23 protein-coding genes are annotated in these 23,412 nt (G+C 55.7%); 2 read left to right on the forward strand and 21 right to left on the reverse strand.

The annotated features are described in order from the left end of the window. Positions 1 to 23: 23 nt before the first annotated feature. The gene (flhA, locus tag ACN0V1_RS11840; protein ID WP_417545191.1) at positions 24 to 2,204 is read right to left on the reverse strand and encodes a flagellar biosynthesis protein FlhA; all 2,181 of its coding nucleotides are present in this window, start codon (positions 2,202 to 2,204) and stop codon (positions 24 to 26) included. Positions 2,205 to 2,437: 233 nt separating this feature from the next. On the opposite strand from flhA, the gene upp reads away from it, so the two are divergent. After that, on the forward strand, positions 2,438 to 3,076 hold the full coding sequence (upp, locus tag ACN0V1_RS11845) for a uracil phosphoribosyltransferase (protein ID WP_417545192.1): 639 nt from the start codon (positions 2,438 to 2,440) through the stop codon (positions 3,074 to 3,076). 2 nt (positions 3,077 to 3,078) lie between these two features. Then, a complete protein-coding gene (locus ACN0V1_RS11850; RefSeq protein WP_417545193.1) occupies positions 3,079 to 4,335 on the forward strand; it encodes a uracil-xanthine permease family protein in 1,257 nt (418 codons plus the stop codon). Positions 4,336 to 4,606: 271 nt separating this feature from the next. On the opposite strand, the gene flhB is transcribed toward ACN0V1_RS11850, so the two are convergent. From flhB to ACN0V1_RS11950, 20 genes are all read right to left on the reverse strand, one after another. Then, entirely contained in the window at positions 4,607 to 5,743 is a 1,137-nt protein-coding gene (gene flhB / locus ACN0V1_RS11855; RefSeq protein WP_417545194.1) for a flagellar biosynthesis protein FlhB, read from the reverse strand. Positions 5,744 to 5,772: 29 nt separating this feature from the next. Then, positions 5,773 to 6,558: a flagellar biosynthetic protein FliR gene (gene fliR / locus ACN0V1_RS11860; RefSeq protein ID WP_417545195.1), complete on the reverse strand. Its 786-nt coding sequence runs from the start codon at positions 6,556 to 6,558 to the stop codon at positions 5,773 to 5,775. A 3-nt stretch (positions 6,559 to 6,561) separates the two neighbouring features. Continuing rightward, complete coding sequence (gene fliQ, locus ACN0V1_RS11865) at positions 6,562 to 6,831, reverse strand: flagellar biosynthesis protein FliQ (protein WP_417545196.1); 270 nt, start codon at positions 6,829 to 6,831, stop codon at positions 6,562 to 6,564. A gap of 9 nt (positions 6,832 to 6,840) precedes the next feature. Beyond that, a complete protein-coding gene (gene fliP / locus ACN0V1_RS11870; RefSeq protein ID WP_417545197.1) occupies positions 6,841 to 7,605 on the reverse strand; it encodes a flagellar type III secretion system pore protein FliP in 765 nt (254 codons plus the stop codon). 8 nt (positions 7,606 to 7,613) lie between these two features. Next, positions 7,614 to 8,057, reverse strand: a complete 444-nt coding sequence (gene fliO / locus ACN0V1_RS11875; RefSeq protein ID WP_417545198.1) for a flagellar biosynthetic protein FliO — start codon at positions 8,055 to 8,057, stop codon at positions 7,614 to 7,616. Between the two features lies 1 nt (position 8,058). Then, positions 8,059 to 8,559: a flagellar motor switch protein FliN gene (gene fliN, locus ACN0V1_RS11880; RefSeq protein ID WP_417545199.1), complete on the reverse strand. Its 501-nt coding sequence runs from the start codon at positions 8,557 to 8,559 to the stop codon at positions 8,059 to 8,061. Continuing rightward, positions 8,552 to 9,550: a flagellar motor switch protein FliM gene (gene fliM, locus ACN0V1_RS11885; RefSeq protein ID WP_417545200.1), complete on the reverse strand. Its 999-nt coding sequence runs from the start codon at positions 9,548 to 9,550 to the stop codon at positions 8,552 to 8,554. Before fliM ends, fliN begins: the two co-directional genes overlap by 8 nt. 64 nt (positions 9,551 to 9,614) lie before the next feature. Next, positions 9,615 to 10,124 (reverse strand): flagellar basal body-associated FliL family protein, encoded by a 510-nt coding sequence (locus ACN0V1_RS11890; protein WP_417545201.1) that lies wholly within the window; start codon positions 10,122 to 10,124, stop codon positions 9,615 to 9,617. A gap of 175 nt (positions 10,125 to 10,299) precedes the next feature. Next, positions 10,300 to 11,487, reverse strand: coding sequence for a flagellar hook-length control protein FliK (locus ACN0V1_RS11895; protein ID WP_417545202.1), 1,188 nt, complete (start codon positions 11,485 to 11,487; stop codon positions 10,300 to 10,302). Between the two features lie 124 nt (positions 11,488 to 11,611). Then, entirely contained in the window at positions 11,612 to 11,968 is a 357-nt protein-coding gene (locus ACN0V1_RS11900; RefSeq protein WP_417545203.1) for an Hpt domain-containing protein, read from the reverse strand. 50 nt (positions 11,969 to 12,018) lie between these two features. Continuing rightward, entirely contained in the window at positions 12,019 to 13,746 is a 1,728-nt protein-coding gene (locus ACN0V1_RS11905) for a SpoIIE family protein phosphatase (RefSeq protein WP_417545204.1), read from the reverse strand. A 24-nt stretch (positions 13,747 to 13,770) separates the two neighbouring features. Continuing rightward, positions 13,771 to 14,076, reverse strand: a complete 306-nt coding sequence (locus tag ACN0V1_RS11910; protein ID WP_417545205.1) for an STAS domain-containing protein — start codon at positions 14,074 to 14,076, stop codon at positions 13,771 to 13,773. A gap of 123 nt (positions 14,077 to 14,199) precedes the next feature. Then, the gene (gene fliJ, locus ACN0V1_RS11915; RefSeq protein ID WP_417545206.1) at positions 14,200 to 14,643 is read right to left on the reverse strand and encodes a flagellar export protein FliJ; all 444 of its coding nucleotides are present in this window, start codon (positions 14,641 to 14,643) and stop codon (positions 14,200 to 14,202) included. Continuing rightward, complete coding sequence (fliI, locus tag ACN0V1_RS11920; protein ID WP_417545207.1) at positions 14,643 to 16,043, reverse strand: flagellar protein export ATPase FliI; 1,401 nt, start codon at positions 16,041 to 16,043, stop codon at positions 14,643 to 14,645. The genes fliJ and fliI overlap by 1 nt, the downstream gene beginning before the upstream one ends. Next, positions 16,024 to 16,995, reverse strand: a complete 972-nt coding sequence (locus ACN0V1_RS11925) for a flagellar assembly protein FliH (protein ID WP_417545208.1) — start codon at positions 16,993 to 16,995, stop codon at positions 16,024 to 16,026. The genes fliI and ACN0V1_RS11925 overlap by 20 nt, the downstream gene beginning before the upstream one ends. Beyond that, positions 16,995 to 18,038, reverse strand: a complete 1,044-nt coding sequence (gene fliG, locus ACN0V1_RS11930) for a flagellar motor switch protein FliG (protein ID WP_417545209.1) — start codon at positions 18,036 to 18,038, stop codon at positions 16,995 to 16,997. The genes ACN0V1_RS11925 and fliG overlap by 1 nt, the downstream gene beginning before the upstream one ends. Beyond that, complete coding sequence (gene fliF / locus ACN0V1_RS11935; RefSeq protein WP_417545210.1) at positions 18,031 to 19,737, reverse strand: flagellar basal-body MS-ring/collar protein FliF; 1,707 nt, start codon at positions 19,735 to 19,737, stop codon at positions 18,031 to 18,033. The genes fliG and fliF overlap by 8 nt, the downstream gene beginning before the upstream one ends. A 15-nt stretch (positions 19,738 to 19,752) precedes the next feature. After that, the gene (gene fliE, locus ACN0V1_RS11940) at positions 19,753 to 20,121 is read right to left on the reverse strand and encodes a flagellar hook-basal body complex protein FliE (RefSeq protein ID WP_417545211.1); all 369 of its coding nucleotides are present in this window, start codon (positions 20,119 to 20,121) and stop codon (positions 19,753 to 19,755) included. A gap of 301 nt (positions 20,122 to 20,422) precedes the next feature. After that, positions 20,423 to 21,907, reverse strand: coding sequence for a sigma-54-dependent transcriptional regulator (locus tag ACN0V1_RS11945; RefSeq protein ID WP_417545212.1), 1,485 nt, complete (start codon positions 21,905 to 21,907; stop codon positions 20,423 to 20,425). A gap of 12 nt (positions 21,908 to 21,919) precedes the next feature. Further along, positions 21,920 to 23,158 (reverse strand): sensor histidine kinase, encoded by a 1,239-nt coding sequence (locus ACN0V1_RS11950; protein ID WP_417545213.1) that lies wholly within the window; start codon positions 23,156 to 23,158, stop codon positions 21,920 to 21,922. Positions 23,159 to 23,412 lie beyond the last annotated feature (254 nt).

A 23,412-nucleotide genomic window follows, 5' to 3' on the forward strand; every position in this document is an offset into this window, starting at 1 on the left:
TGTCCGTTCTTTCATCCGCGTGCTTACTGGCCCACGGACGCCACGATCGTAATCTGTTTGTTATCCGGTATTTCCTGGTACGAGAGCACATGCAGCCGCTCCACACCGTAGCTGGCAAACTTGGCCAGCACCGGCCTCAGCGGTCCGGATACCAGCAGAATGGCGGGCTTACCCAGCATCTCCTGGCGCTGCACGCTGTCTTGTAAAGAGCGCTGCAGTTTTTCCACCATGTTTGGCTCCAGAACCATACCTATGTCTTCCTGGCCGCCAGATTGTTGACTCTGCTGAACAGACTTTAGCAATAACTGTTCCAGATCCGGATCCAGAGTAATTACCGGGATTTCCTGATCGTTGCCGCAGATGCTTTGAACGATCATCCGCCGCAGCGCCTGACGCGCCACCGTGGTCAACAATCTGGGGTCCTGGCTCTTCGGATGCACGTTCACCATGGCTTCTGCAATGGAGCGCATATCACGGATAGGAACTTCCTCTTTGAGCAGGTTCTGAAGCACTTTCAGCAAAAGGCTGATGGACACAGTGGTCGGCACTAACTCTTCCGTCAGCTTCGGCGAGACTTTTTCCAGCTGATCCAGCCATTTCTGGACTTCTTCGTGCCCCAGCAGTTCGTGAGCGTGTTTCTGCAGAACCTGGTTCAGGTGTGTCGCAACAACGGTGCTGGCATCCACCACGGTATAACCAAGGGTCTGGGCCTGATCTTTCTTTTCCGGCTCAATCCAGCTCGCCTCCAGGCCAAAAGCAGGATCCTTACCCTCTATACCTTCTATTTTTCCGAATACCTGGCCGGGATCGATTGCCAACTCCCGGTCGGGATGTATTTCCGCCTCCGCGATGGTCACGCCCATCAGCGTAATGCGATACACATTCGGCATGAGGTCCAGGTTGTCGCGAATGTGCACGGAGGGCATCAGAAAGCCCATGTCCTGGGACAGTTTTTTACGCACGCCTTTTATGCGGCTCAGCAACTGACCACCCTGGGATTTATCGACCAGCGGAATCAGGCGGTAGCCAACTTCTAACCCGACAATATCCACCGTTGCTACATCGTCCCAACCCAGCTCCCGGGTTTCCCCTGGCGCCGGCAACTGGCGACCCGGATCACCACCCGCATCACCGGCCAGCGGTATATCGCGCCCCCCGGATCCAGGCGCTACAACGGTGCCTCCCCGGCCGTGGAACATGCCACTCTCTTCCACCGTCTGCTGGTCTTTCTTCCAGATAAACCAGGCGCCCCCAGCAGCAAGGCTGCCTAACCCCAGAAACGCCACATGAGGCATCCCGGGAACCAGACCCAGCAGAATAAGAATACCGGCCGCGATCGCAAGGGCTTTGGGCGCATTGAACATCTGCTGAAGAATCTGTCCGCCCATATCCTGGCTGGAAGTTACCCGGGTAACCATGATGGCAGCAGAGGTAGAAAGCAGCAGTGACGGAATCTGAGCGACCAGCCCATCACCGATAGTGAGCAGCGCGTAGCGCTCCATAGCAAGCCCGAAATCAAGGCCATGCTGAATCATTCCGATGGCAACACCGCCAATAATATTGATCGCGAGGATCAGCAGGCCGGCAACAGCATCACCTTTTACAAACTTGGACGCACCGTCCATGGAACCGTAAAAATCCGCCTCCTGCGCTATCTCGGCACGCCGGTGCTTGGCTTCGTCCTGATTGACAAGGCCGGCGTTCAGATCGGCATCAATGGCCATCTGCTTACCCGGCATCGCATCCAGGGTAAACCGCGCGCTGACTTCCGAAACCCGGCCGGCACCCTTAGTGACAACCAGAAAGTTGATAATCATCAGTATGGCAAAAACCACAAGACCGACCGCGTAGTTACCGCCGATCAGCACCGCCCCGAACGATTCGATGACCTTACCGGCCGCATCGCCACCTTCATGCCCTTCCAACAATACAATTCGGGTGGAAGCCACATTTAGCGCCAGGCGCAGCAGGGTTGCTACCAGCAGTACCGTGGGAAAGGAGGCAAATTCCATCGGCCGCAGCGCGTATACGCAGACCAAAAGAATGACAATCGAGAGCGTGATATTGAACGTAAAAAACACGTCCAGAAGAAAAGCGGGCATGGGCAGTATCATCATGCCCAACAGGCCCATCAGCATGACAGGCACACCGAGGTTGCCCCGCGTCAGGGATTTGACGTTACTAAGGACTAAAGCTCTGTCCATGCCGGAAGCATCTCCGATTCACTGTTTCTGAGGGCGTTTTCAGGGTCGAAATTCTGACACCCAGGCGTCTTTTGCAGTGATACCGCAAGATCCATACCATCGTGTTGAATTTTTCATTCGCAAGCTGCCTTTCCCTGCCTGACTCACATTCCAAGATACGGTATCCTTGCGCCACTAAAACGCGACACTGAACCCCTAACGACACCCCCCAAAACACACAAACAGGTGAGCCCATGCCAGTCCACGAGGTAAGACACCCCCTGATCAGACACAAACTCGGCCTGATGCGTCGCGCGGAGATCAGTACCAAGAATTTTCGTGAGCTGGCACAAGAAGTCGGCGCTTTGCTGACGTATGAAGCCACCAAGGATTTCAGCCTGCAGAAAAAAACCATTGAAGGCTGGGCCGGGCCGGTGAACGTGGAGCAGATTCACGGTAAAAAAATCACGGTCGTACCTATCCTGCGTGCGGGGCTAGGCATGCTGGACGGTGTTCTGAGCCTGATTCCGGTCGCCCGGGTCAGTGTGGTTGGCCAGATCCGGAATGAAGAAACCCTGGAGGCCGACACTTATCTGGAGAAGCTGGTTGGCGAACTGGATCAGCGCATGGCGCTGATTGTTGACCCCATGCTGGCGACCGGGGGCTCTATGATTTCCACCATTGATCTGCTCAAGAAAGCTGGCAGCACTGAAATCCGCGCGCTGATTCTGGTGGCGGCTCCGGAAGGTGTGAAAAAGGTTCTGGAAAAACATCCGGATGTTTCCATTTATACTGCTTCTGTGGACGACTGCCTGAATGAAAAAGGCTACATCCTGCCTGGGCTCGGCGATGCGGGCGACAAGATTTTTGGTACCAAGCAGAAGGACGCCTGATCATGGAAGACCACACCAGGGACCCTGTCTGGAAGCAGGCGATTGCCGGCTCACAGATGCTGCTTGTAGCCTTCGGCGCGCTGGTTCTTATGCCACTGATCACAGGCCTCGACCCCAACGTTGCACTGTTCACCGCCGGTCTGGGCACACTGATATTCCATATCGTGACCGGCGGCCAGATTCCGATTTTCCTTGCTTCATCTTTTGCGTTTATCGCGCCGGTTATCGCCTCCAAGGGCAAGTTCGGCCTTGAGGAAACGCTCGGCGGCCTGATGGCCGCGGGTATTCTTTATATCCTGCTTAGTGGTGCAATACGACTGCGTGGTACCGGCTTTGTAACCCGCCTGTTGCCCCCTGTGGTTATCGGGCCGGTCATTATGGTGATTGGCCTTGGCCTGGCACCCGTTGCGGTACACATGGCTTCCGGTCGCACTGGCGATGGCGCAGCCCAGCTGATACCGCAAGCTACGGCGCTTTGGATTGCGATGATCTCACTCACCGTGACCATTGTTGCTTCGGTCTGGTCCAAGGGTATCTTCCGCCTGGTTCCGATCATGTTTGGTGTGATTGTTGGATATGTCCTGTCTGCTTTCGCTGGCATTGTTGATACCACACCTATTCAGCAGGCAGCTTGGCTTGCGATTCCCAACTTTGTGGCGCCAGCGTTCAGCTGGGGCGCTATCCTGTTCATGATTCCGGTTGCCATTGCGCCGGCCATTGAGCACATTGGCGATATTCTGGCGATTGGCAACGTCACCCGCAAAAACTATCTCGAAAAACCCGGCCTGCACCGCACTCTGCTGGGCGACGGCCTGGCTACCAGTGCTGCCGCTATGCTGGGCGGGCCACCGAACACGACCTACTCTGAAGTAACCGGCGCTGTGATGCTGACCCGTAACTTTAACCCGAAGGTTATGTGGTGGGCGGCGTGTACGGCGATCGTTCTGGCCTTTGTGGGAAAATTCGGTGCGGTTCTGCAGACAATTCCGGTACCGGTTATGGGCGGCATTTTGTGTCTGCTGTTCGGTTCCATTGCAGTTGTCGGCATGAGCACACTGATCCGCCACCAGGTGGATCTTTCTCTGGCGCGGAATCTGGTTATCGTGGGTGTGACCCTGGTGTTCGGCATCGGCGGCATGGTTCTGGGCCACCTTGAGGGTATCGCCCTGAGTGCGGTGGCAGCCATCATCCTGAACCTGATACTTCCGGGCGACCGCGAGGCCTGGGGTAAGGCTATTTACGAGCATAAAGAAGACTAACACCTGTGTACGCCTGCTAGCAGCCTTTAACTTAAGTGCCAGCAGGCCGTGCAAAGCCCCTTTCCACGTCTGCGGTTTGACTGTTGAGATATCGCAAAATTTGAAAAGAGTAGTGGTGGGTGGCCTTTTCAGGACTGTCGGTGGCCAAGGACGGCCACCGTCAAGCCCCCATGGATGGGCTCGTAGCGTGTCCTGGAAAGGCCACCCACCACCACTCTACCCCCCCAAATCAGCACGCTGGGAGCCCAAGCTAACAGGCCAGAAACCCAGCTCAGATATCCCGCCGCAAATCCGAAGGAATCGGAAGATCAGGCATCCCGGGCTTGGGCCCGCGCCCCTTGCGGAACTGCCGGAGCTGGAACACGTAGGCCAGTACCTGGGCGATGGCCATATACAGGCCATCCGGGATTTCGTCGCCTATGTCGCTGTTGTGGTAAACCGCACGAGCAAGCGGTGGTGTACGGAGAATTTCGACTTTGTACTCACGGGCAATTTCCATAATCTTGAAGGCAGTCTCGTCATTGCCTTTGGCCACGACCATAGGTGCGCCCATGGAGTCAGGATCGTACTTCAGAGCTACCGCGTAGTGGGTCGGGTTGGTGATGACCACGTCTGCAGTGGGTACGTCCTGCATCATGCGGCGCTGAGCCATTTCCCGTTGAAGCTGACGGATTTTGCCTTTGACCTCGGGCTTGCCTTCGCTGTCTTTGTACTCGTCTTTAACTTCCTGCTTGGTCATTCGCAGTTTTTTCTGGTGATCAAAAATCTGGAAAGGCACGTCTATAATCGCAATAACGATAGTGGCACAGGCGAGCACAAAGAAGCTCCAGCCCAAAGTCCAGAGTACGTGCTCCATCGCGGGTATGGCGGACTCTTCCGCTATGGCAAGCAAGTCTTCGGTGCGGATATTCAGGATAAAAATGGCTACAGCCATTACCAGGCCAACTTTGGCGATGGCCTTGACCAGCTCAATCAGCGAACGCATGGAGAACATCCGGCCCAGGCCTTTAATCGGGTCCATGCGATTGAGTTTGGGGGCTATGGCTTTGCCGCTGAACAGTAATCCTCCAATACCTATGGAGCCGGCAACGGCAGCGACCAGCAGGAGCAGGAAGATGGGCGCCAGAGCCCAGGCGGCCTCTTTGGCGGAAGCCATGAGCTGAATGCTCATGTGCCGGGTGTCGAATATGGCCGAGCGCTCCAGCGTGAAGGCATCGCGCATGATGGCCTCCATGGCGGCACCCAGCTGAGATCCGAACATCAATAAACCACCGGCGCCGGCAATCAGAACAGCCATGGTGGCCAACTCTTTTGATCGGGCTGTCTGGCCATCCTCCTTGGCTTTTTCAAGCCTTCGGGGGGTGGCCTCTTCGGTTTTCTCCTGACTGTTGTCGTTCTCTTCTGCCATGCTCTAACTCTTGAGGTGTCGCCAGGAAACTAGGGCTGCCCCTGAAGGTTTCGCATAAACTCAAAGGTTTGCCGTGTGTAATCTTCAAAGTGCGGCAGAAAATTGGCGTGCAGCACCCATATGGCAAACAATCCAAAAATCAGGCCAATCGGGAAGCCCAGGGCAAAGATGTTCATCTGGGGCGCCGCCCGGGTCATGACGCCGAAGGATATGCTGACGATGAGCACAGCCGTTACGGCCGGCAGTGCCAGCAACATGGCGGAGGTGAACATCCAGCTTATGCGGTGCGCCAACTCCCAGACACCCGCCTGCCCCAGGCCTTCCATGCCGATGGGTAGGGTTCGAAAGCTTTCGATGAAGACTTCAAACGCTACCAGGTGGCCGTTCATGGCCAGGAACAACAAGGTTACGGTTATGGTGTAGATCTGAGCCAGCACGGGCACGTTAACGCCGTTGGCAGGATCGACCATGGAGGCGAAGCCCAGGCCCATTTGCATGGCTATCATCTGGCCGGCGATAACAAACAGCTGCCAAAGGGCCGTCAGCGCAAACCCCATGCCTACGCCAATCAGAATCTGCTGCAAGGTAATGATGACAGCGTCGGCACTCAAGGCTTCAACCTTGGGCACTTCCGGGATCATGGGCACGATCAGTATGGTCATTAACAGGGCCAGCCCGAGGCGCACTCTTGCCGGCACCAGTTGGGTTCCGAAAATGGGAATGACCATCAGAAAGCTGGCCAGGCGGAACAGTGGCCAGAGGTGCTGCCCAACCCATTGGCCAAGAATATCTGCATTGAGTTCCATGGGGGTCATGGATCAGCCGATCAGGAAAGGGATGCTGGAGATCAGCCGGTGTGCGTGATCCAGAAGCTTGGTCAGTAACCAGGGACCCAAAACGATGATAACAATGAGCGTTACCAACAGGCGAGGCAGGAAACTGAGCGTTTGTTCGTTGATCTGGGTCGCGGCCTGAAAGGTACTCACTACCAGGCCAATAACCAGCCCCGGGCCGATAATCACGGAGGCGAAAAGCACGATCATCCACAGCGCTTCCCGCAGGATGTCGATAACAGTTTCCGGAGTCATGGCTTCCTCCTATATTCCATAACTGGCAGCCAGCGTGCCCATGATCAGGGCCCAGCCATCCACCAGAACAAACAGCATGATCTTGAACGGCAGCGAGATGATAATGGGTGACAGCATCATCATACCCATTGCCATCAGTACGCTGGCCACAACCATGTCGAGAATCAGAAACGGGATAAACAGTATAAACCCTATTTGAAACGCTGTTTTGAGCTCGCTGGTCACGAACGCAGGCATCAGGATCCAGAACGAAACATCCTGTGCTGTATCGTACTGAACGTCGGCAATACGCATGAACAGCGCCAAGTCGTCTTCCCGGGTCTGTTCCAGCATGAATTTCTTGAAGGGCTCGCTGGCCAGTTCAACCGCTTCCAGCGACGTAACTTCTTCCTGAAGGTACGGCTGTAACCCGACGCGATTGGCTTCTTCGAGAACCGGCTTCATGATAAAAATACTGAGAAACAGAGCCAGACCGAGCAGTATCTGGTTGGAGGGTGTTGCCTGCAGGCCCAGAGCTTGGCGCAGGATAGCAAACACCACGATGATGCGGGTGAAGGATGTCATCATCATCAGCATGGCCGGTAGAAACGTCAGCGCGGTCATCAGCGCCAGAATCTGCAGGGTTACCGAGTATTCCTGAATGCCCTCGCCTTCACCGGGTTGAACCGTAAAGGCGGGAATGCCGGGCAGGTCCGCAAATGACAGCGGTACCCAGAACAGGCCGCCGAGCAGAACAAACAGCGGAATGAATCGTTTAAGCGTTGCCACCATCATGGGCCTGTTCATTCCTTGTGCGGGGCTGTCCAGGATTTGCCGATCATGCTTTGCAAGCGTCGGGCAAAATCGCCGGTGTTCGGGTTATTGGCATCTACAATCGGCTCTTCAAAAACCTGCAGCGTGCGAATAGCCGACGGGGTGATCCCCAAAAGGATCTGTTGTCCACCCACTTCAATCAGGGCGATACGTTCACGGGCACCTATGGCCATTACGGACACGACCTTGATCGCATTGTTGTTCATGCCCGTCATCCCGTTCATCCGGCGGATGATCCAGGCGCAACCGTATATCACGGCAATTACCGCCACCAGCCCGGCACCAAGGCTGAGCAGGGTGCCGAGTGTGTCAGGCGTTCCGCCCGGACTGCCCTGTATCGTTTTGGCCGTTTCTTCGGCCATGACAGGCATGGCCGAAAGCAACAGTGATAAGCCCGCCGTTTTCATCCACATCCTATTTTTGCAGCCGTTTGATGCGTTCACCGGGGCTAATGACGTCGGTCAGGCGAATACCGAACTTTTCGTTGACCATGACCACCTCGCCGTGAGCGATAAGCGTGCCGTTCACCAGCACGTCCAGCGGCTCACCCGCCAGCCGATCCAGCTCGATAACCGAACCCTGGTTTAATTGCAGAAGGTTGCGAATAGGAATCTGGGTATTGCCCACTTCCATAGAGATACTGACGGGAATGTCCAGAATGACGTCGAGATCCGGTGGTGGCCCACTGCCCTGAGTAGCCATGGACACCTCATCGAATTCTTCCATAGGCGCTGCTCGTACACCGCTATTGGCACCTCCGCCCTTCTCGCCAGCTTCCTCCATAGCTTCCGCCCACTCATCATCCCGGGATTCTTCTGCGCCCTCGTCACCGGTCTCTTCCATGGCTGCCTCCCATTCGGCTGCCAGCTTTTCGTCTTCGCTCAGCTCCTGACCGTCTTTTTTGTCGTCAGCCATTGCGTCCTACCTTCAGTTGTTTTTTTAACTTGGGCCGTGTCGCCCGTTCATGAATTCTAAGCGCCAGTTTTCCGTCCCGGGTTCCCATGGTTGCCTTGTATATGGGTATGCCATTGGCCGTTACTGTCAGGTATTCCGGCACTTCTACGGGAATAATATCGCCGGCTTTCAGTTTGGCGATATCTCTCAGGGAAATCCTGCGTCGACAGACTGTGGTATTGACCGGAACATCTACCTCCTTGATATCCTCCTGCAACGCATTGACCCAGCGCTCATCGACATCGTCAATGTCACTTTGCACCCCGGCATCAAGCACATCCCGGATCGGTTCAATCATTGAATAGGGCAAAGCAAAGTGCAGCTCACCACCGCCACCATCCAACTCAATGTGGAAGGTACTGACCACCACCACTTCGCTGGGACTGACAATGTTGGCCATGGCCGGGTTTACCTCGGAGCTGAGGTACTCAAAATCCACCTTGGTGACCGCTTGCCAAGCTTCCTGCATATCGTTGAAAACCTGGTTAAGCACCATCTGCACAATGCGGTTTTCCGTAGGTGTGAACTCCCGGCCCTCGATCTTTGCGTGCCGCCCCTCACCCCCGAAAAAGTTGTCAACCAGCTTGAATACCAGTTTCGCATCCAGAACAAACAGGGATGTTCCCCGCAAAGGGCGAACCTTACACAGATTCAGACTGGTGGGTACATAAAGCGTGTGTATGTATTCACCAAACTTCATGATCTGGACGCCACCGGTGGAGACATCCGCATTACGACGCAGAAGATTGAACAGACTGATGCGGGTGTAGCGGGCAAAGCGCTCGTTGATCATCTCCAACGTGGGCATTCGACCGCGTACGATACGATCCTGGCTGGCGAGATCGTAGTTTTTTACGCCGGTCTCGTCAGACTCTTCATAGGTATCAATGTCACCGTCATCCACGCCGTGGAGGAGCGCATCAATTTCATCCTGTGACAGTAAATCCTGCATACTTTGTCCTGCCGCTGAAAGCCTTGCCCGGGTCCGGGCGCTAATACACTCTCTAATTCAATCTCTATTGCACTACAAAATTCCTGAACAGCACCTGATTGACGCTGGGCTCGCCTTCCTGTTCCAGCACCTGGTTAATCGTAACCAGCATGTTTTCCGCCAGGCCCTGCCTGCCCTCGGGTGTCTGCAGTTCCGCAAAACTACTGCTACCGAGCACCATCACAAGCTGACTGCGAATCAAGGGCATATGCAGTTTGGCTGCGGCCAGCGCCTGCGGATCTGTTGCGCTGAAAGCCACATAAGCCTGTGCGTAGCGCTGAGGGCCTTCACCTTGCACCGTTGTCACCAGGGCTTTTTCGATGTTCAGATAAGCGGTTGGCACGAAGGTTTCTACCACCACATCGTCCTCGGCTTGTGTATCGTCGCCCATTCCGGGCAATCCGCCACCAAGCAACCACAAAGTGCCAGCTACCGACAGTGCAATCGCCAGTATCACCGCCACCGTAATCAGGATGATCAGCTTCAGTTTACCTTTCTTGGCCGGTGTAGCCTCGGGGGCGCTATTTTCTGCCATAGTGTTTTTCGCCAGAAATCCGTCAATGAAAGTGCTTTTCCATGACTTTTACAGAATGACTGCAAAGGGCGGGCCACAAGGCCCAACCCTCCCGCTCAGAACCGCAGTTTAGCGTTGCGCGAAGGGATGGGCAAAGCGGATCGGCGAGGAGTACTCAATGAGATGGCGCAGGCGCTCACGCAAAAATATCGACCGCGCCGTTCCAGCTCAAGTCCAGACTGCCAGCCTGAGTGTCAGCTTCACCGTCTTGTGCCGCCGAAAGCTCTGTACCAGAGCCCGAAGACAGAGCTTCTCCATCACCTGCACCCTGCTCTCCGGGCTGGTTCTGTGAATTGTCTGAGACGTCAAACTGAGCCAGGGAAAGGCCTTGCTCGCCCAGCATGTCACGTAGCCGGTGCGAATGCAGTTCCAGCTGATCCCGCACAACCGGGTTAGCCGCATGAACGGTGATAGTGGCTTGATCATTTTGAACCCGAACCCGGACTTCCATTGGCCCCATATCAGGCGGGGTCAGATGAATCTCGGCCACTGACAGGTTTTTGGCGGTCAGCCAACTGAGCTTACCCATCAGTTTATCACCCCACTGTGCATGGTTTACGGGCACATCAACCGACGTCGCGTAACCCTTCAGGGGCACCAGGGCTTCTGCTGCGAGCTTGCCGGCGGAGCTGGCGCTTTGTTGAGAAACCAGCTCCATGGCAGATTCAAAACGGGTGCCACTGAGCAGGCTTGAAGGATCCGTAACACTGGCTTTTTCTCCGGCGGTCGGCACCAGGGCATCGGTTATTTGCAGGCCGGCCATCATCTCACCACTACTGCCAGATGAGGACTTACCCCCGGCAAGCCCTGGGAAAAGCGCGGAACCCTGTATGACAGCCGAGCTCGCTGCGGAACCTGCTGCATCTCCGGCGACTGCCGCATCTCCGGCCACTGCTGCCTGTCCGGTTGCTGGCAGCAATAACGCCTGCAACTGGGCAAAGGTCAGAGGAGTAGTGACGACCTCCATTTCAGGAGCTGCCTCCGCGATCTCTATCGCGGTTCCCTCTTCAGACACTTTGCCTTCACCTGTTTCGGCAGTGTTACCACCCTTGCCCGGCTCCCTGTTGTCTATGTCCGCTCCGGCCTGGTTCGCTGACGACGCGCTGTCTTCTTTTCGGGCATCTTTGGCGTCGGCTTGCCCGGCATTCCGGGGCCCATCGTTGCGCTCGGACTGCTGTCGATCAAGTCGTTTCTGCTCAGCACGGGAAACAGATTCATACCGACTTTCACCGGCGTCATTATCTCGACGAGCACCGGCTTTGGATGCGCCGACGTCGTTCTGCGCGCCGGGCGCGGGAGTCTGGGGAAGAACCATCTGTGTCATGGCAACCTCTTGCCGCTTTTGATCGGTAGACGCACTGTTCAGTCCCTTTCAGATCTGAGTTTCAGGCGATTTCCCAATCAAATGCAAAAGCAATGCCAGCAGCAATCAGTTAATGCTCCCTTTCCTACCCGGCGCCCCGCATCATCAGCGTATTGAGCGCATCTGTCACTTGTTGAAATTCTTCCTCAATAGCGTGCAAAACTGGTGGCACGTCACTCAGACGCTCGTTTTTCCCGGCTGTTTCCGCTTCCCTGCACAGCTCTCCAAGGCGTGGAGCCCCGATATTGATGCAACTGCCCTTAAAGCTATGGGCAGTCTTCGCGAAGGCGTCTGTATCCCCGACATTCATAGCTGCCTTCAGGCTCTCGATTCGCTCTTTTGAATCGTTCAGATAGGTCTGGATCAGTATCGAGAATTCATTTTCCATTACGTCCTGAAGCTCTGCCAGAGCTTCCTTATCAAGGTGTGGCTTATCAACCATGACCAACTCCCTTGCTTCTGTTAAAAGCGTCCATTTAATGCAATCACTAACTAAAAATACCAATCATAAGCAATTTCCACCCGGTTCCCCTGTTCATGGAACCTGATGAACTCTGCCAACCGCTTTAGCAGAATCAGCCCACGACCCGCATAGCGGGGGCCGCTCTGCGCCATCTCTGTGGTTTGCAGAACTGCATGGTTTTGGAAATCAAACCCTTGCCCGCTGTCTTCGCAAACAATTCCCAAGCGCCCACCCCACTGCGTAGGTTCGTGATGAAAACTGAACCGTATGTAGTGGCCACTCACCTTGCCAAGGCGCGTAGCACGCTCCGAATAGTACCGGCCAAAACCATCAGGTGTATATTTCCAATCAGATGGAAGCTCCAGAACACCATGCTCCAGTGCGTTACTGTACAGCTCTGAGAGCAGGGTATAAATTTCGCCACTTTTTCGCCTTAGCCCCGGCACTTCCATGCAGATGTGAAGCATCAACGGCAGTGGGCTGAATTCCCCTAGTGTACTCCCTTGGATTTCGTATACACACTTCCACTCTGTTGGCCCAGCCAGAGTGGAAGGCGCAGCCCCTTCTGTCAGAGTCGCAAGCCCTGCCTCATCAACCATTTCCAGACAGCAGAGCGTGAGGTCGTCACCGAACTTCTGGCGCCCGGTGAACCGTCGAATTCCCGTCATAAGAGTATCAAACGGATGCCGCGCAGAGCCCAGACCCTCGAGAGAGCGCCGCACGCCTTGCTCACCGAAAAGCTGGCCTTTTTCATTGCCGCACTCAAGCACACCGTCGGTCATCAGTAGCAGCCGGTCGCCGGGCAGGGTTCTGATGGTCTCCATTTCAGCGTTAAACTGATCCGCGCTCAGGATACCCAGCGGCAAATACCGGGACGGCAGGCGATAACGGGCTGTAGATGAGCGCACCAGCCAACCGTCAGGCAAGCCACCATTCCATATCCTCAACTGATTTTGCGCGAAGTCTGCCTCAACCATCGCACCACAGCAGAACATATCTTTTGGCAGTATGCGCCCGAGTTTCTGATTGATCTCCCGAAGAATATCAGACCCATCAAAACCTTTGCTGGCCATGCCGTAAAAGGTTTCCGCAACCGGCATGGCACCAATGGCTGCCGGCAATCCGTGGCCGGTAAAATCGCCTGTAAAAACAAGCATCCCGCCCGCAGGGCGGGGTGAGGCAAACAGCACATCCCCACTGAAAACCGATAAAGGAGAAGCGTGATAACGAATATTGGGCGCATCCAGGCACCCGGTGTGTGCAACGTTATCAAAGACCCGCCGCGCCACATGCTGTTCCTCCAGCAGTTGCCGGTTGCGCTCATGCATCAGATCTCTCTGGTCTGACAGCGCCTGATGCATCAATCGCATCCGGTTAAAGGCATTGACCTTGGCTTTGATCATCACCCGGTTATAGGGCTTGCTGAGAAATCCGTCACCGCCTGCTTCAAGGCACCGCGCCAGATCTTCCGCGTCCGACAAAGAGGTAATGAAAATCAGCGGCACCAGACGCTCACCCGCAAGCCGTTTGATCTCCCGTGCTGCCTCCATACCGTCCATTGCAGGCATCAATGCATCCAGAAGAACAATATCCGGCGCGCCCGATCGAAAAAGTGCCACAGCCTCCTGGCCATTTGCAGCATCCAGCACCTGATGGCCAAGGCGTTTCAGCAAGGTTTTCAGGATTAGCCGGTCGCTGTCACTGTCATCGGCAATGAGGATTTTCAGGGGATCACTGTATGCGGCGGACTCATCCATGGAATGTCCCGGCGGCCTGAGCACTCACCGAATGGTGAACAGCTGCTCGAAATTGGAAATAGTCAGAATCTTGCGGACATCGTTGTTGCAGTTCTCAATGACAATACTGGCATTGTCACCCCCGGCATGGTCCCTGAGCAAAAGCAGCATGCCCAGCGCTGAGCTGTCGAGATACGTTGCGTCGGACAAATCCACAACGTAGCGACAGATGTCCTTGCCGCCATGCTCGTAGGCATCGCGAAAGGCTTGATGGGTGCTGAAGTCAAAGCGCCCTTCTATTTTGATGATCTGAGTCTGACCGTCCTGACTGCGGCGGGTCTGGATTGGCATCCGCGAAACCTCCCGTGGTATTCACTGAAACACACTGCCCCCATGGTGAAGTGACCTGTGTTCCTACTAGAATAGCTCAGCGCGGTCAGTTTGCTCGGGATTGCGATTAATTCAAGGCAAGGATCAGCGACGACGACGCGCAAAAGCCCGGCCTGCGGCCTCATCAGACAGCTTTTGTTCCTGTACATCCTGTGCGCTTTGCTCTTGCTTGCGACAGGTCTCGATGTATTTCTCCATGCCCCGCCGGCGTTCCCAGGCTTGCTGCCACTCCCTTCGGCGAGTCTCAAAAACTGCCTCGGCCTGAGCCAGCTGTTTTTGTTGCTGCAAGATAACCTGATCAAGCTGCGCAATAAATGCCTGCCATGCCTGCAAACGACTAACCTGCACAACACCGTGTTGGCTGTTGCGAATCTGATCGCGGTATTCCTGCTGGTAGCGGTTGAGGTTGTCTACCTGGCCCTTGTGTTGTTCCATCACTTCCCGGGCTTTGCCCATCTGCTCCAGCGCTGCCTGTTCCTTGCGCTCTTCCAGAGCGAGCACGACGGTAAGGCGCTGAGAGCGCAACATCAACCAGCACCTCTACTTGCATTGACGGCAGCGGGATCAGGAACGGCAGATTTCCGACGTTCCGGTGAGCGTCGTTCGGGCACTACGGTAAGCAGCCCCTCGATACTCTCGGCCAGCGAGGCACGCTCGTTCAGACCCTGCTGCAGGAACTGCCGCATATTTGCGATATGGGTAATGGCAAAATCGGTTTCAGGGTCGGAGCCCTTCAGATAGGCGCCCACACTGATCAGATCCCGGGCCTGCTGATAGCGTGAATAAACCTGTTTGAAGCGCTGGGATCGAGAGAAATGCTCTGTGTTTGTCACTTGCGGCATTACCCGGCTGATGGAGGCTTCAACGTCGATGGCCGGATAATGCCCTTCTTCCGCAAGCCGACGCGAGAGCACAATATGCCCATCAAGAATCGCCCTGGCCGCGTCCGCGATGGGATCCTGTTGATCGTCGCCTTCGGTCAGCACGGTATAGAACGCTGTGATCGAACCGCCTCCGGGCAAACCGTTACCTGTACGCTCAACCAGTTGCGGAAGCTTGGCGAATACGGAGGGCGGGTAACCTTTCGTGGCCGGAGGCTCACCAACCGCCAGCGCAATTTCACGCTGGGCCTGAGCGTATCTTGTAAGCGAATCCATCAACAGAAGAACGCGTTTGCCTTTGTCTCTGTAATATTCGGCAATTCGGGTGGTTAGCATGGCTGCGCGCAAACGCATGAGCGGTGAGTCATCCGCTGGAGCGGCAACCACAACCGATCTGGCCAACCCCTCTTCTCCCAGAATGTCTTCTATAAATTCCTTGACCTCACGGCCCCGTTCGCCAATCAGCCCAACCACGATCACATCAGCATCGGTGAACCGGGTCATCATGCCCAGCAGCACACTTTTGCCGACGCCACTGCCGGCAAACAGGCCCAAACGCTGACCCTGCCCCACGGTCAGCAAAGCATTGATAGCCCGGATCCCCACATCCATGGACTGCCTCACCGGCGCCCGGTTTAGCGGGTTTATAATTTCGCCGGTAAGCGGAACCCGGGCTTCAGCCTGAAGGGGGCCTTTGCCATCCAGAGGTTCACCGCTGCCATCCACCACACGACCCAGCATAAGAGGGCCCACCGGGACTTTGCTGGCCGCAGATAGCGGAACCACCATGGCTCCCGGCTTAAGGCCTTCGATAGCGGTCAGCGGCATGAGGTAGACCTTGTCATCCTCAAACCCTACAACTTCAGCCTCAACGACGCCCGTGCCCTGGCCTTTAATCACACAACGATCACCCACCACCATGGGGCAGCCGACGCACTCAAGCGTCAGCCCTACCATCCTGGTCAGGCGTCCTGACAGCTCCGGTTCGGGATCTGCACGAAGATAAGACTGGTATCGGTCCAGGCGATCAGCCAGGGAGGATGTCATCACGCTTACCTTCGACTGGGTTATCCGAGCTGTCTTCGGAAGAGCTGTCTCTGAGCAGGAGGTCTTCGCCAAGGGCCTCTTCGTCCGAAGCTTTCTCCGGTGAACTCAATACATCACGCTGGAAATCCGTCAGGTCGTCCATCAACGCGTTCAGCTCTTCAGGCTCACTGCTTTCACTGTCATCTGTCTGCTGCTCGAGCATACTCTGAACCGCGCGTTGAAAACGCTTTTCTACGGTAAAATCGACGAGGCTGTTGCGGGTTTCAACCCGACAACCGCCAGGCAATATGTTGCTATCTTCCACAACGGAGGCCGCCGCATCAAATCGTTCAGCCACTTCACGAACGGCGTTGTAGTCGTCTGGATGCACATGAATCCGAACATTGTCCACCGTTGAAGGTAAAGCCTCCAGCGCACGGCGCACCACCTGCCGTATGTGTGAGGAATCGATCGTCAGCTCACGGTAAACAACGGCCCGGGCAAGAACCATGGTGAGATTGAGCAGCGAGGTTTCAAGCTCGTCCTGGTGCTTTCGGATGGGCAACAAAAGCTCGCCCAGCATCGGTTCAAGGCGATCCAGGCTGGCAGTTACTTCCGCCCGGCTTTCGTCATAGCCTTCAATCTGCCCACGCTCTCTTCCCTCAGCCAGGCCGGTTTCCAGACCTTCCTTGTGGCCCTTCTCAAAACCTTCAGCGAGGCCATCCTGCAAACCCTGTTCCCGACCTTCGGTAAGGCCGTCTTCTCGCGCCGCCTGGCGAATCTCGGCAAGGTCACCTGCCGTCAGGGGTTTGACATTCAGTTCCTCCTCTCGGGCGACCTCATTGCCACTGGCATCCAGCAACGGGAGCTCCCAGCGCTCATAGGCCGTTAACTGCTCCTTGGGAATGCGGCTGGTGTCTCTGGGGAGTTCTTTAGAGAGCGCCTTGGAGAAATCTTTCGAGGAGTCTTTCATCACATCATTTCTTCACCGGCACCGCCCAGCGTGATTTCTCCCGCTTCGGCCATGCGACGGGCAATGGTAATAATGCCTTTCTGGGCAGATTCCACATCACTGACCTTCACCGGGCCTTTGACCTCCAGGTCATCCTGCAGCAACTCGGCGGCGCGCTTGGACATGTTCTTGAAGATCTTTTCCTGAACCGCATCATCAGCGCCCTTCAGGGCGACTACCAGCACTTCAGAAGATACCTCACGCAGCAGCGCCTGAACGCCCCGATCATCAATATCCTTAAGGTTATCAAAGACAAACATAAGGTCTTCGATGTTCGTGGCAAGATCCGGATCCATATCCTTGATGGAATCCAGCAGATTGCCTTCAATACTACGATCCATAAAGTTCATGATGTCCGCAGCGCGCTTTATACCACCTATGCGGCTGGTCTTGGCCGATGAGCCGCCAGAGAACTGTTTTTCAAGAATGTCGTTCAACTCCTGCAAAGCCTGGGGCTGAATACTTTCCAGCGAGGCAACCCGCATCATGACATCGAGGCGCACTTTCTCATCCAGCGTGGCAAGAATCTCGGCGGCCTGATCAGGATCCAGATAAGAGATAACAATGGCTTGAATTTGCGGGTGCTCGTAACGGATGATGTCGCCGACGGCTCTCGGCTCCATCCACTTGAGCGTGTCCAGCCCGGTGGTATTGCCTCCAATGAGGATGCGGTCGATCAGGCTCGCGGCCTTGTCGTCACCAAGAGCCTGGGTAAGCATGGCGCGGATATAGTCATCGTTGCCCACGCCCAACCCGGTTTGGCCGCCCACCGCCTCCACAAACTGATTCAGCACGTAGGATACGTCGTCTTTGGAGACGTCCCGCATCTGGGCCATGGCAACACCAACCCGCTGCACCTCTTTCGGGCCCATATGCTTGAGCACTTCGGCAGCATCCGTCTCGCCCAGAGACATCAGCAGGATCGCAGCCTGCTCTACCCTTGGAATTTTACGCTGATGCTTCTGGGGCGCATCATCAACCAACGGTCTGGATTGGTCAGTCATCAACATTCACCCACTGGCGCATCACCTGAGAAACCCGTGCAGGGTCTTCGGCAATGAGGCCTTTAAGAGCATTCAGTTGCCTATCATAGCTGTCTGTAGCGCCCGGCAAAAGCAGGTCGTCCTGAGAAGACATGGCATGACGCAAGGCATCGTTACCGCCAGCATCATCGTAGCCGCCGTAACCCGAGCCAAAATCATCCCCGCGCTCACGTCGACCACCACCGGATAGGCTTTTAAGCGTCGGGCGCAACAGGCCAAGAACCAGCACCAGAACAACCAGTCCGGCCAATACCTGCTTCATAAGATCCCAAAACCAGGGTTGCTCCCAGAATCCGGGCGCTTCAAACTCGAAGGTCTCTTCCGGCGCAAACGCTGTATTCATAACGGTTACGCTGTCGCCGCGGGCGGCCGAGTAGCCTACCGCATCCCGCACCAGCATGCTCAGGCGCTGTAATTCCTGCTCCGGCCAGGGTTCATACGTTACCGCACCGGTGTCCGGGCTGACCACCTTCATGTCGTCAACGGCAAGTGCAACGGTTACCCGCCTTACGCGCCCCAGCTCCTGCCGAGTATAGCTGACCGTGCGATCCATTTCGTAATTGCGAGTGGATTCCTTGCGCACATTTACCGGCGGTGCAGCCGGCGCTGCACCATCCACCTCCGCCGCGTTTGCACCGGCCTGCTCCGGCACTGTGGCATTGCCGGGAGGCTGGTTAGATAAGGCCCCCGGAATACCCCCGTTAAAGCCGGCAACACGCTGTTCGGTCAGGTCACGCTCACTGCGAACCGCCTGCTGTTCAGGGTTGAACAGCTCCTCGGCCTGCTCGACCGACGAGAAATCGAGATCTGCAGAAACTTCGGCCCGGTACCGGCCTTCGCCAACAATCGGGGCGACGAGGGAAGAAACACGGCGTGTGAGCCGCTCTTCCAGCCGCGAGGTGTATTCATACTGGTCCTGCATGCGCTCGCCATCGCCCTGGCTTTCTTTTCCAGTCAGCAGGTTGCCGTTCTGATCAACAACGGTGACATGATCCTTGTTCATCATGGGAATGCTGCCGGCGACCAGATTCACAATCGCGGCGATCTGCTCCTGCTCGGGACGGCGTCCTGCAAAGACTTCGAGAAAAACCGAGGCGGTAGGATTACGGGCATCCCGCACAAACACGGAACGCTCGGGAATGGCCAGATGAACCCGTGCACCGCGCACACCACGCATGCTACTGATGGTGCGCGCCAACTCGCCCTCAAGGCCCCGGCGATAGCTCACGGTTTCCATGAACTGGGATGTACCTAAACCACGATCCTGATCCAGAAGCTCGTAGCCCATTGTTTTCTGATCCGTTACGCCTTCTGCAGCCAGCTTGAGCCGCGCATTGTAGACCTGATCGGAAGGCACCAGCAGAGCGCCGGTGCGCGTATCCATTTTGTAATCGATGCCGTTGCTGTCAAGAATCGTGGTCACGTCCTGAGGGTTGTAAGCTGACAAATCCCCCACCACGGGTTGGTAATTTGGCTCCTGGGCCCAGAGCACAACCGCAACACCCAACGCAACGCTGGCAGCGAGACCCACCATCAGGCCAACCTGGCGCAAAAGGTTCAGCCGGTTAAAGCCCAGAAACAGATCGCTGTTGCTGTCGGAGCCGTCGCCACCCTGGGCGGCAGGCATGTTCGAGGTAGTTTCTGCGGGAACGCTGGCCATGTCTGTGCTCCGTTATCAGATCGGCATGTTCATGATGTCTTCGTAAGCCCTGACCACGCGGTTACGCACTTGGGTCAAAGCCTCGAAAGACACAGAAGACTTCTGGGCAGCGATCATCACACGGGTGATGTCTACATTCGGATCGCCCATATCGTATGCCGTCCGCAGTTCACCGGCGTGTTGTTGAACTTCGTTGACACTGTTGACAGCCTTACCGAGCATATCGCCAAAATTCGATGTTTCCCGGGTCTGGTCAACCTGGCGCGGGCCGTCAATACGGCCACGCACCGATTGGTCCTGTTCAACGCGCTGATTCTGATTCATTTGCGAACGCAGTGAACGGATATCGGACAGAACGCTGTTGATGTCGGCACGCTGAACCATGACTTTCTCCTGACACCGCCCCTACAGGGCAGGCTTGCTGGGCTATCTGTATTGACTAAGCCTAAGCAATGGTCAGGCCACAATTATTTTTCTATTATTTAACAACAGATTAAGCGCTATTAGTGACCATTGGAAATCGTTGCTGACAGAGTTTTGACGAAGATGAATTGCTTTGTGCGGATATGGCGAACTGCGTGACTGTGCACACGCAGGAAACTGCCGATAAAAAAAGGCACCTGTGCGGGTGCCTTAATATTGGGGTGCTACAAAATTGAGTGCTACAAAAACAAGTGCAAAAAACTTAGGCCGAGGCCAACTCTGCATCCAGATCAATCCCGGCGTCACGCATCTGGGCCAGCTTGTATCTCAGAGTTCTCGGGCTTATACCCAAGTGTTCTGCGGCCCGGTTGCGTCGTCCACGCTCATTCCTGAGTGTCTGGATGATTATACGGAACTCCTGCTGGCGCAGATCATCACCAAGCGATCCGGCTTCGATCAATTCCGGGGCAACGTGATCAGCTTCAGAAAACCCGGGGCCTGGAGTTACTGCAACAGGCTGTTCCGGCTGCTGAGCATGCGCTTCCTCCAAAGGTGGAAGTGTGGAAACCGGTTGTGCCAGCGCAGGTGCCGAACCATGCCCATCAAACCGCCCGCTTGTGCCAATCTCAAGACACAAATCACCGGAGTGAATCACATTCCCCTGGTGCAAAACCAATGAACGCTGGATGGCGTTGTCCAGCTCTCGCACGTTGCCCGGCCAGCTGTGCTGCATCAGCGCATTGCGGGCATCTGCTGCAAAACTGATGCCCGTCAGCTTCATCTTGCGGCAGTGTTTCTTAAGCAAGGAAGTCGCCATCGGCAGTATATCGAGCGGGCGTTCCCGCAGCGGCTGCCAGTGCATCGGGAATACGCTAAGCCGATAATAAAGGTCTTCCCGAAACCGCCCTTCCTTTACATAGTCCGCCAGGTTTCGGTTGGTTGTGGCAACCACACGAACGTCCAGGGTGATGGTTTTACGACCACCTACCCGCTCCACTTCCCGTTCCTGCAAAACCCGGAGCAACTTGGACTGAAGCGCCGGATCCATTTCCGAAACCTCATCCAGCAAAATTGTCCCGCCATTCGCCTGCTCAAACTTGCCAGGGGCAGAAGCAACAGCGCCAGTAAAGGCTCCTTTCTCATGGCCAAACAGAATCGCTTCGAGCATATTCTCCGGGATAGCCGCGCAGTTAATGGCGACAAACGGCTGATCCGCCCGCGGCGACTGCTGGTGAATATACCGGGCCAGAACTTCTTTGCCGGTACCGCTTTCCCCCGAGATCATAACCGTCGAATCACTGCCAGCCACTTTGGTTGCCAGCTGGAATATCCGCTTGCTGGCCGGGTCTTCCGCCACCGGCTCATCACCGGATTTCTGACGGCTACCGCCCACAACCTTGCTAACGGCGTCAACAAGCACCTTTGACTCAAACGGTTTAACCAGATAATCCACCGCACCGGATTGCATGGCAGAAACCGCGTGGCTGATCTGCCCGTAGGCTGTAATCAGCATCATCGGTAAACCGGGGTAAAGGCGCTGTACTTCACCCAGCAATTCATGACCGGAGAGGCCGGGCATGTTGACGTCGCTGACCACCATATCAACCGGTGCTTCTGCCAGACGCGCCAGCGCTTCATGGGCATTCGATGCTTCACGTACCCGGAACTTCGCCAGTTCCAAAGTGGTCACCAGCGCTTCGCGCAGGTCACGGTCATCTTCAACAATCAGAATCTGGGCCTTGGCCATAGTTGCCTCCAATCAGCCTTTATTACGCAATAGCGGCAGGCGCAGAGTCGCAACAGCGCCACCTTGCTCCGGCGATTCAATCGAAAACTGCCCCTGATGAGCCTTGAGTACCGCTTGCACAACGGCCAGGCCAAGCCCGGTGCCGTGAGATTTTGTGGTGTAAAAAGCCTCAGCCAGCCGGCTTGCTTCCGCCTTGCCAAACCCCGGGCCATTATCCATAACCCGAATCAACAGCTCGCCAGCCTCCGATACAACCTGAACGGCAACAACAGTGGCCCCCGCTTCAAGACTGTTGTTCACAAGATTGGTGCAGGCCCCGACCAGCGCATCCCGGTTACACAACAACCGGCACTCCTCGGGCAAGTCGATTTTCAACATCACATCCGAACCGGCAGCGGGCTTGATCCCCTCCAGTGCAGATTCCAGAGCCGAAACCAGCGTTGCGGCAGACAGCTCCTCCGCCAGACGGGTCTCGCCCCGGGCAAAAATCAGCATATCCCGCACCTGTTGCTCCAGATGCGTAAGCCGCGACATCAGGCGAGAAGCACAGCGCTGGCGCATCTCCTCATCCAGATCGTCCTGAGTTAAATGGCCGCCATAAAGAATGGCCGCCGACAAAGGCGTGCGAATCTGGTGCGCAAGCGAAGCCACCATCTTGCCCATGGCAGAAAGCCGCTGGGCATGAGCGAGCTGCGACTGCAAATGACGGGTTTCAGTCAGATCGGTGAGCAGAATCAACTGCCCCGGCTGGTTATCCATCGTACGAATTTCAATACTCACCCGGCGCCCATCTTTCAGCGACACCTCATGACCATCGTCCCGACGCGGAGAGAAACAACGGCGAATCACATCCACCCAGTGTTCTCCGTCCAACGGCTCACCCAACAAAGCGATCGCCGCGGGATTGCTCTGAGACACCACACCCTGGCTATCCAGAACCACCACCCCGGCAGGCAAGGCTTTCAGCAGCGTAGAGAGGCGGTCAGCCAACTGCTCCTTCTCCTCCAGTTCCTGCTGACGCTGCAACGACTCCTGGCTCAGCTCACCAGATAACTGGTTAACACGAGACTCCAGAGTGCGATAGGAATCGGTAATCTGCCGCGACATCTGGTTGAACATCTCCAACGCAGAATCCACCGCCTCATCATCCTGCTGCGGAAACAGCGCCCTGACCTTATCGTTAGCATCCGCCGCAGCATTAGCCTGCGCCTCATGTTCCGCTGACGGAATGACAAACTGTGCCTGACTCATAACCTGACTCCCGATTAGCCCGTTACACCGGACCACACCCTTCGGATGATTCGTTTGCAAGTCACCAAGCCAGCTCCGTGCCAACTAGAGTTTTTCCCTATATATCAATAGGTAAGAAAAGCCAAAGAAAGGCAAACGACAGTTTTACGTCGCCCAAAACGAGAAAAACGCCAAAGGCCACAAACCTTTGACGTCTTATTGTCACAAAAAAAGAAGAGGCTATTGCTTCAGTTTCCAAGCGGGTGTGGGGTAGT

The sequence above is a fragment of the Marinobacter sp. genome, from assembly GCF_048266785.1.
Lineage (GTDB): Bacteria > Pseudomonadota > Gammaproteobacteria > Pseudomonadales > Oleiphilaceae > Marinobacter.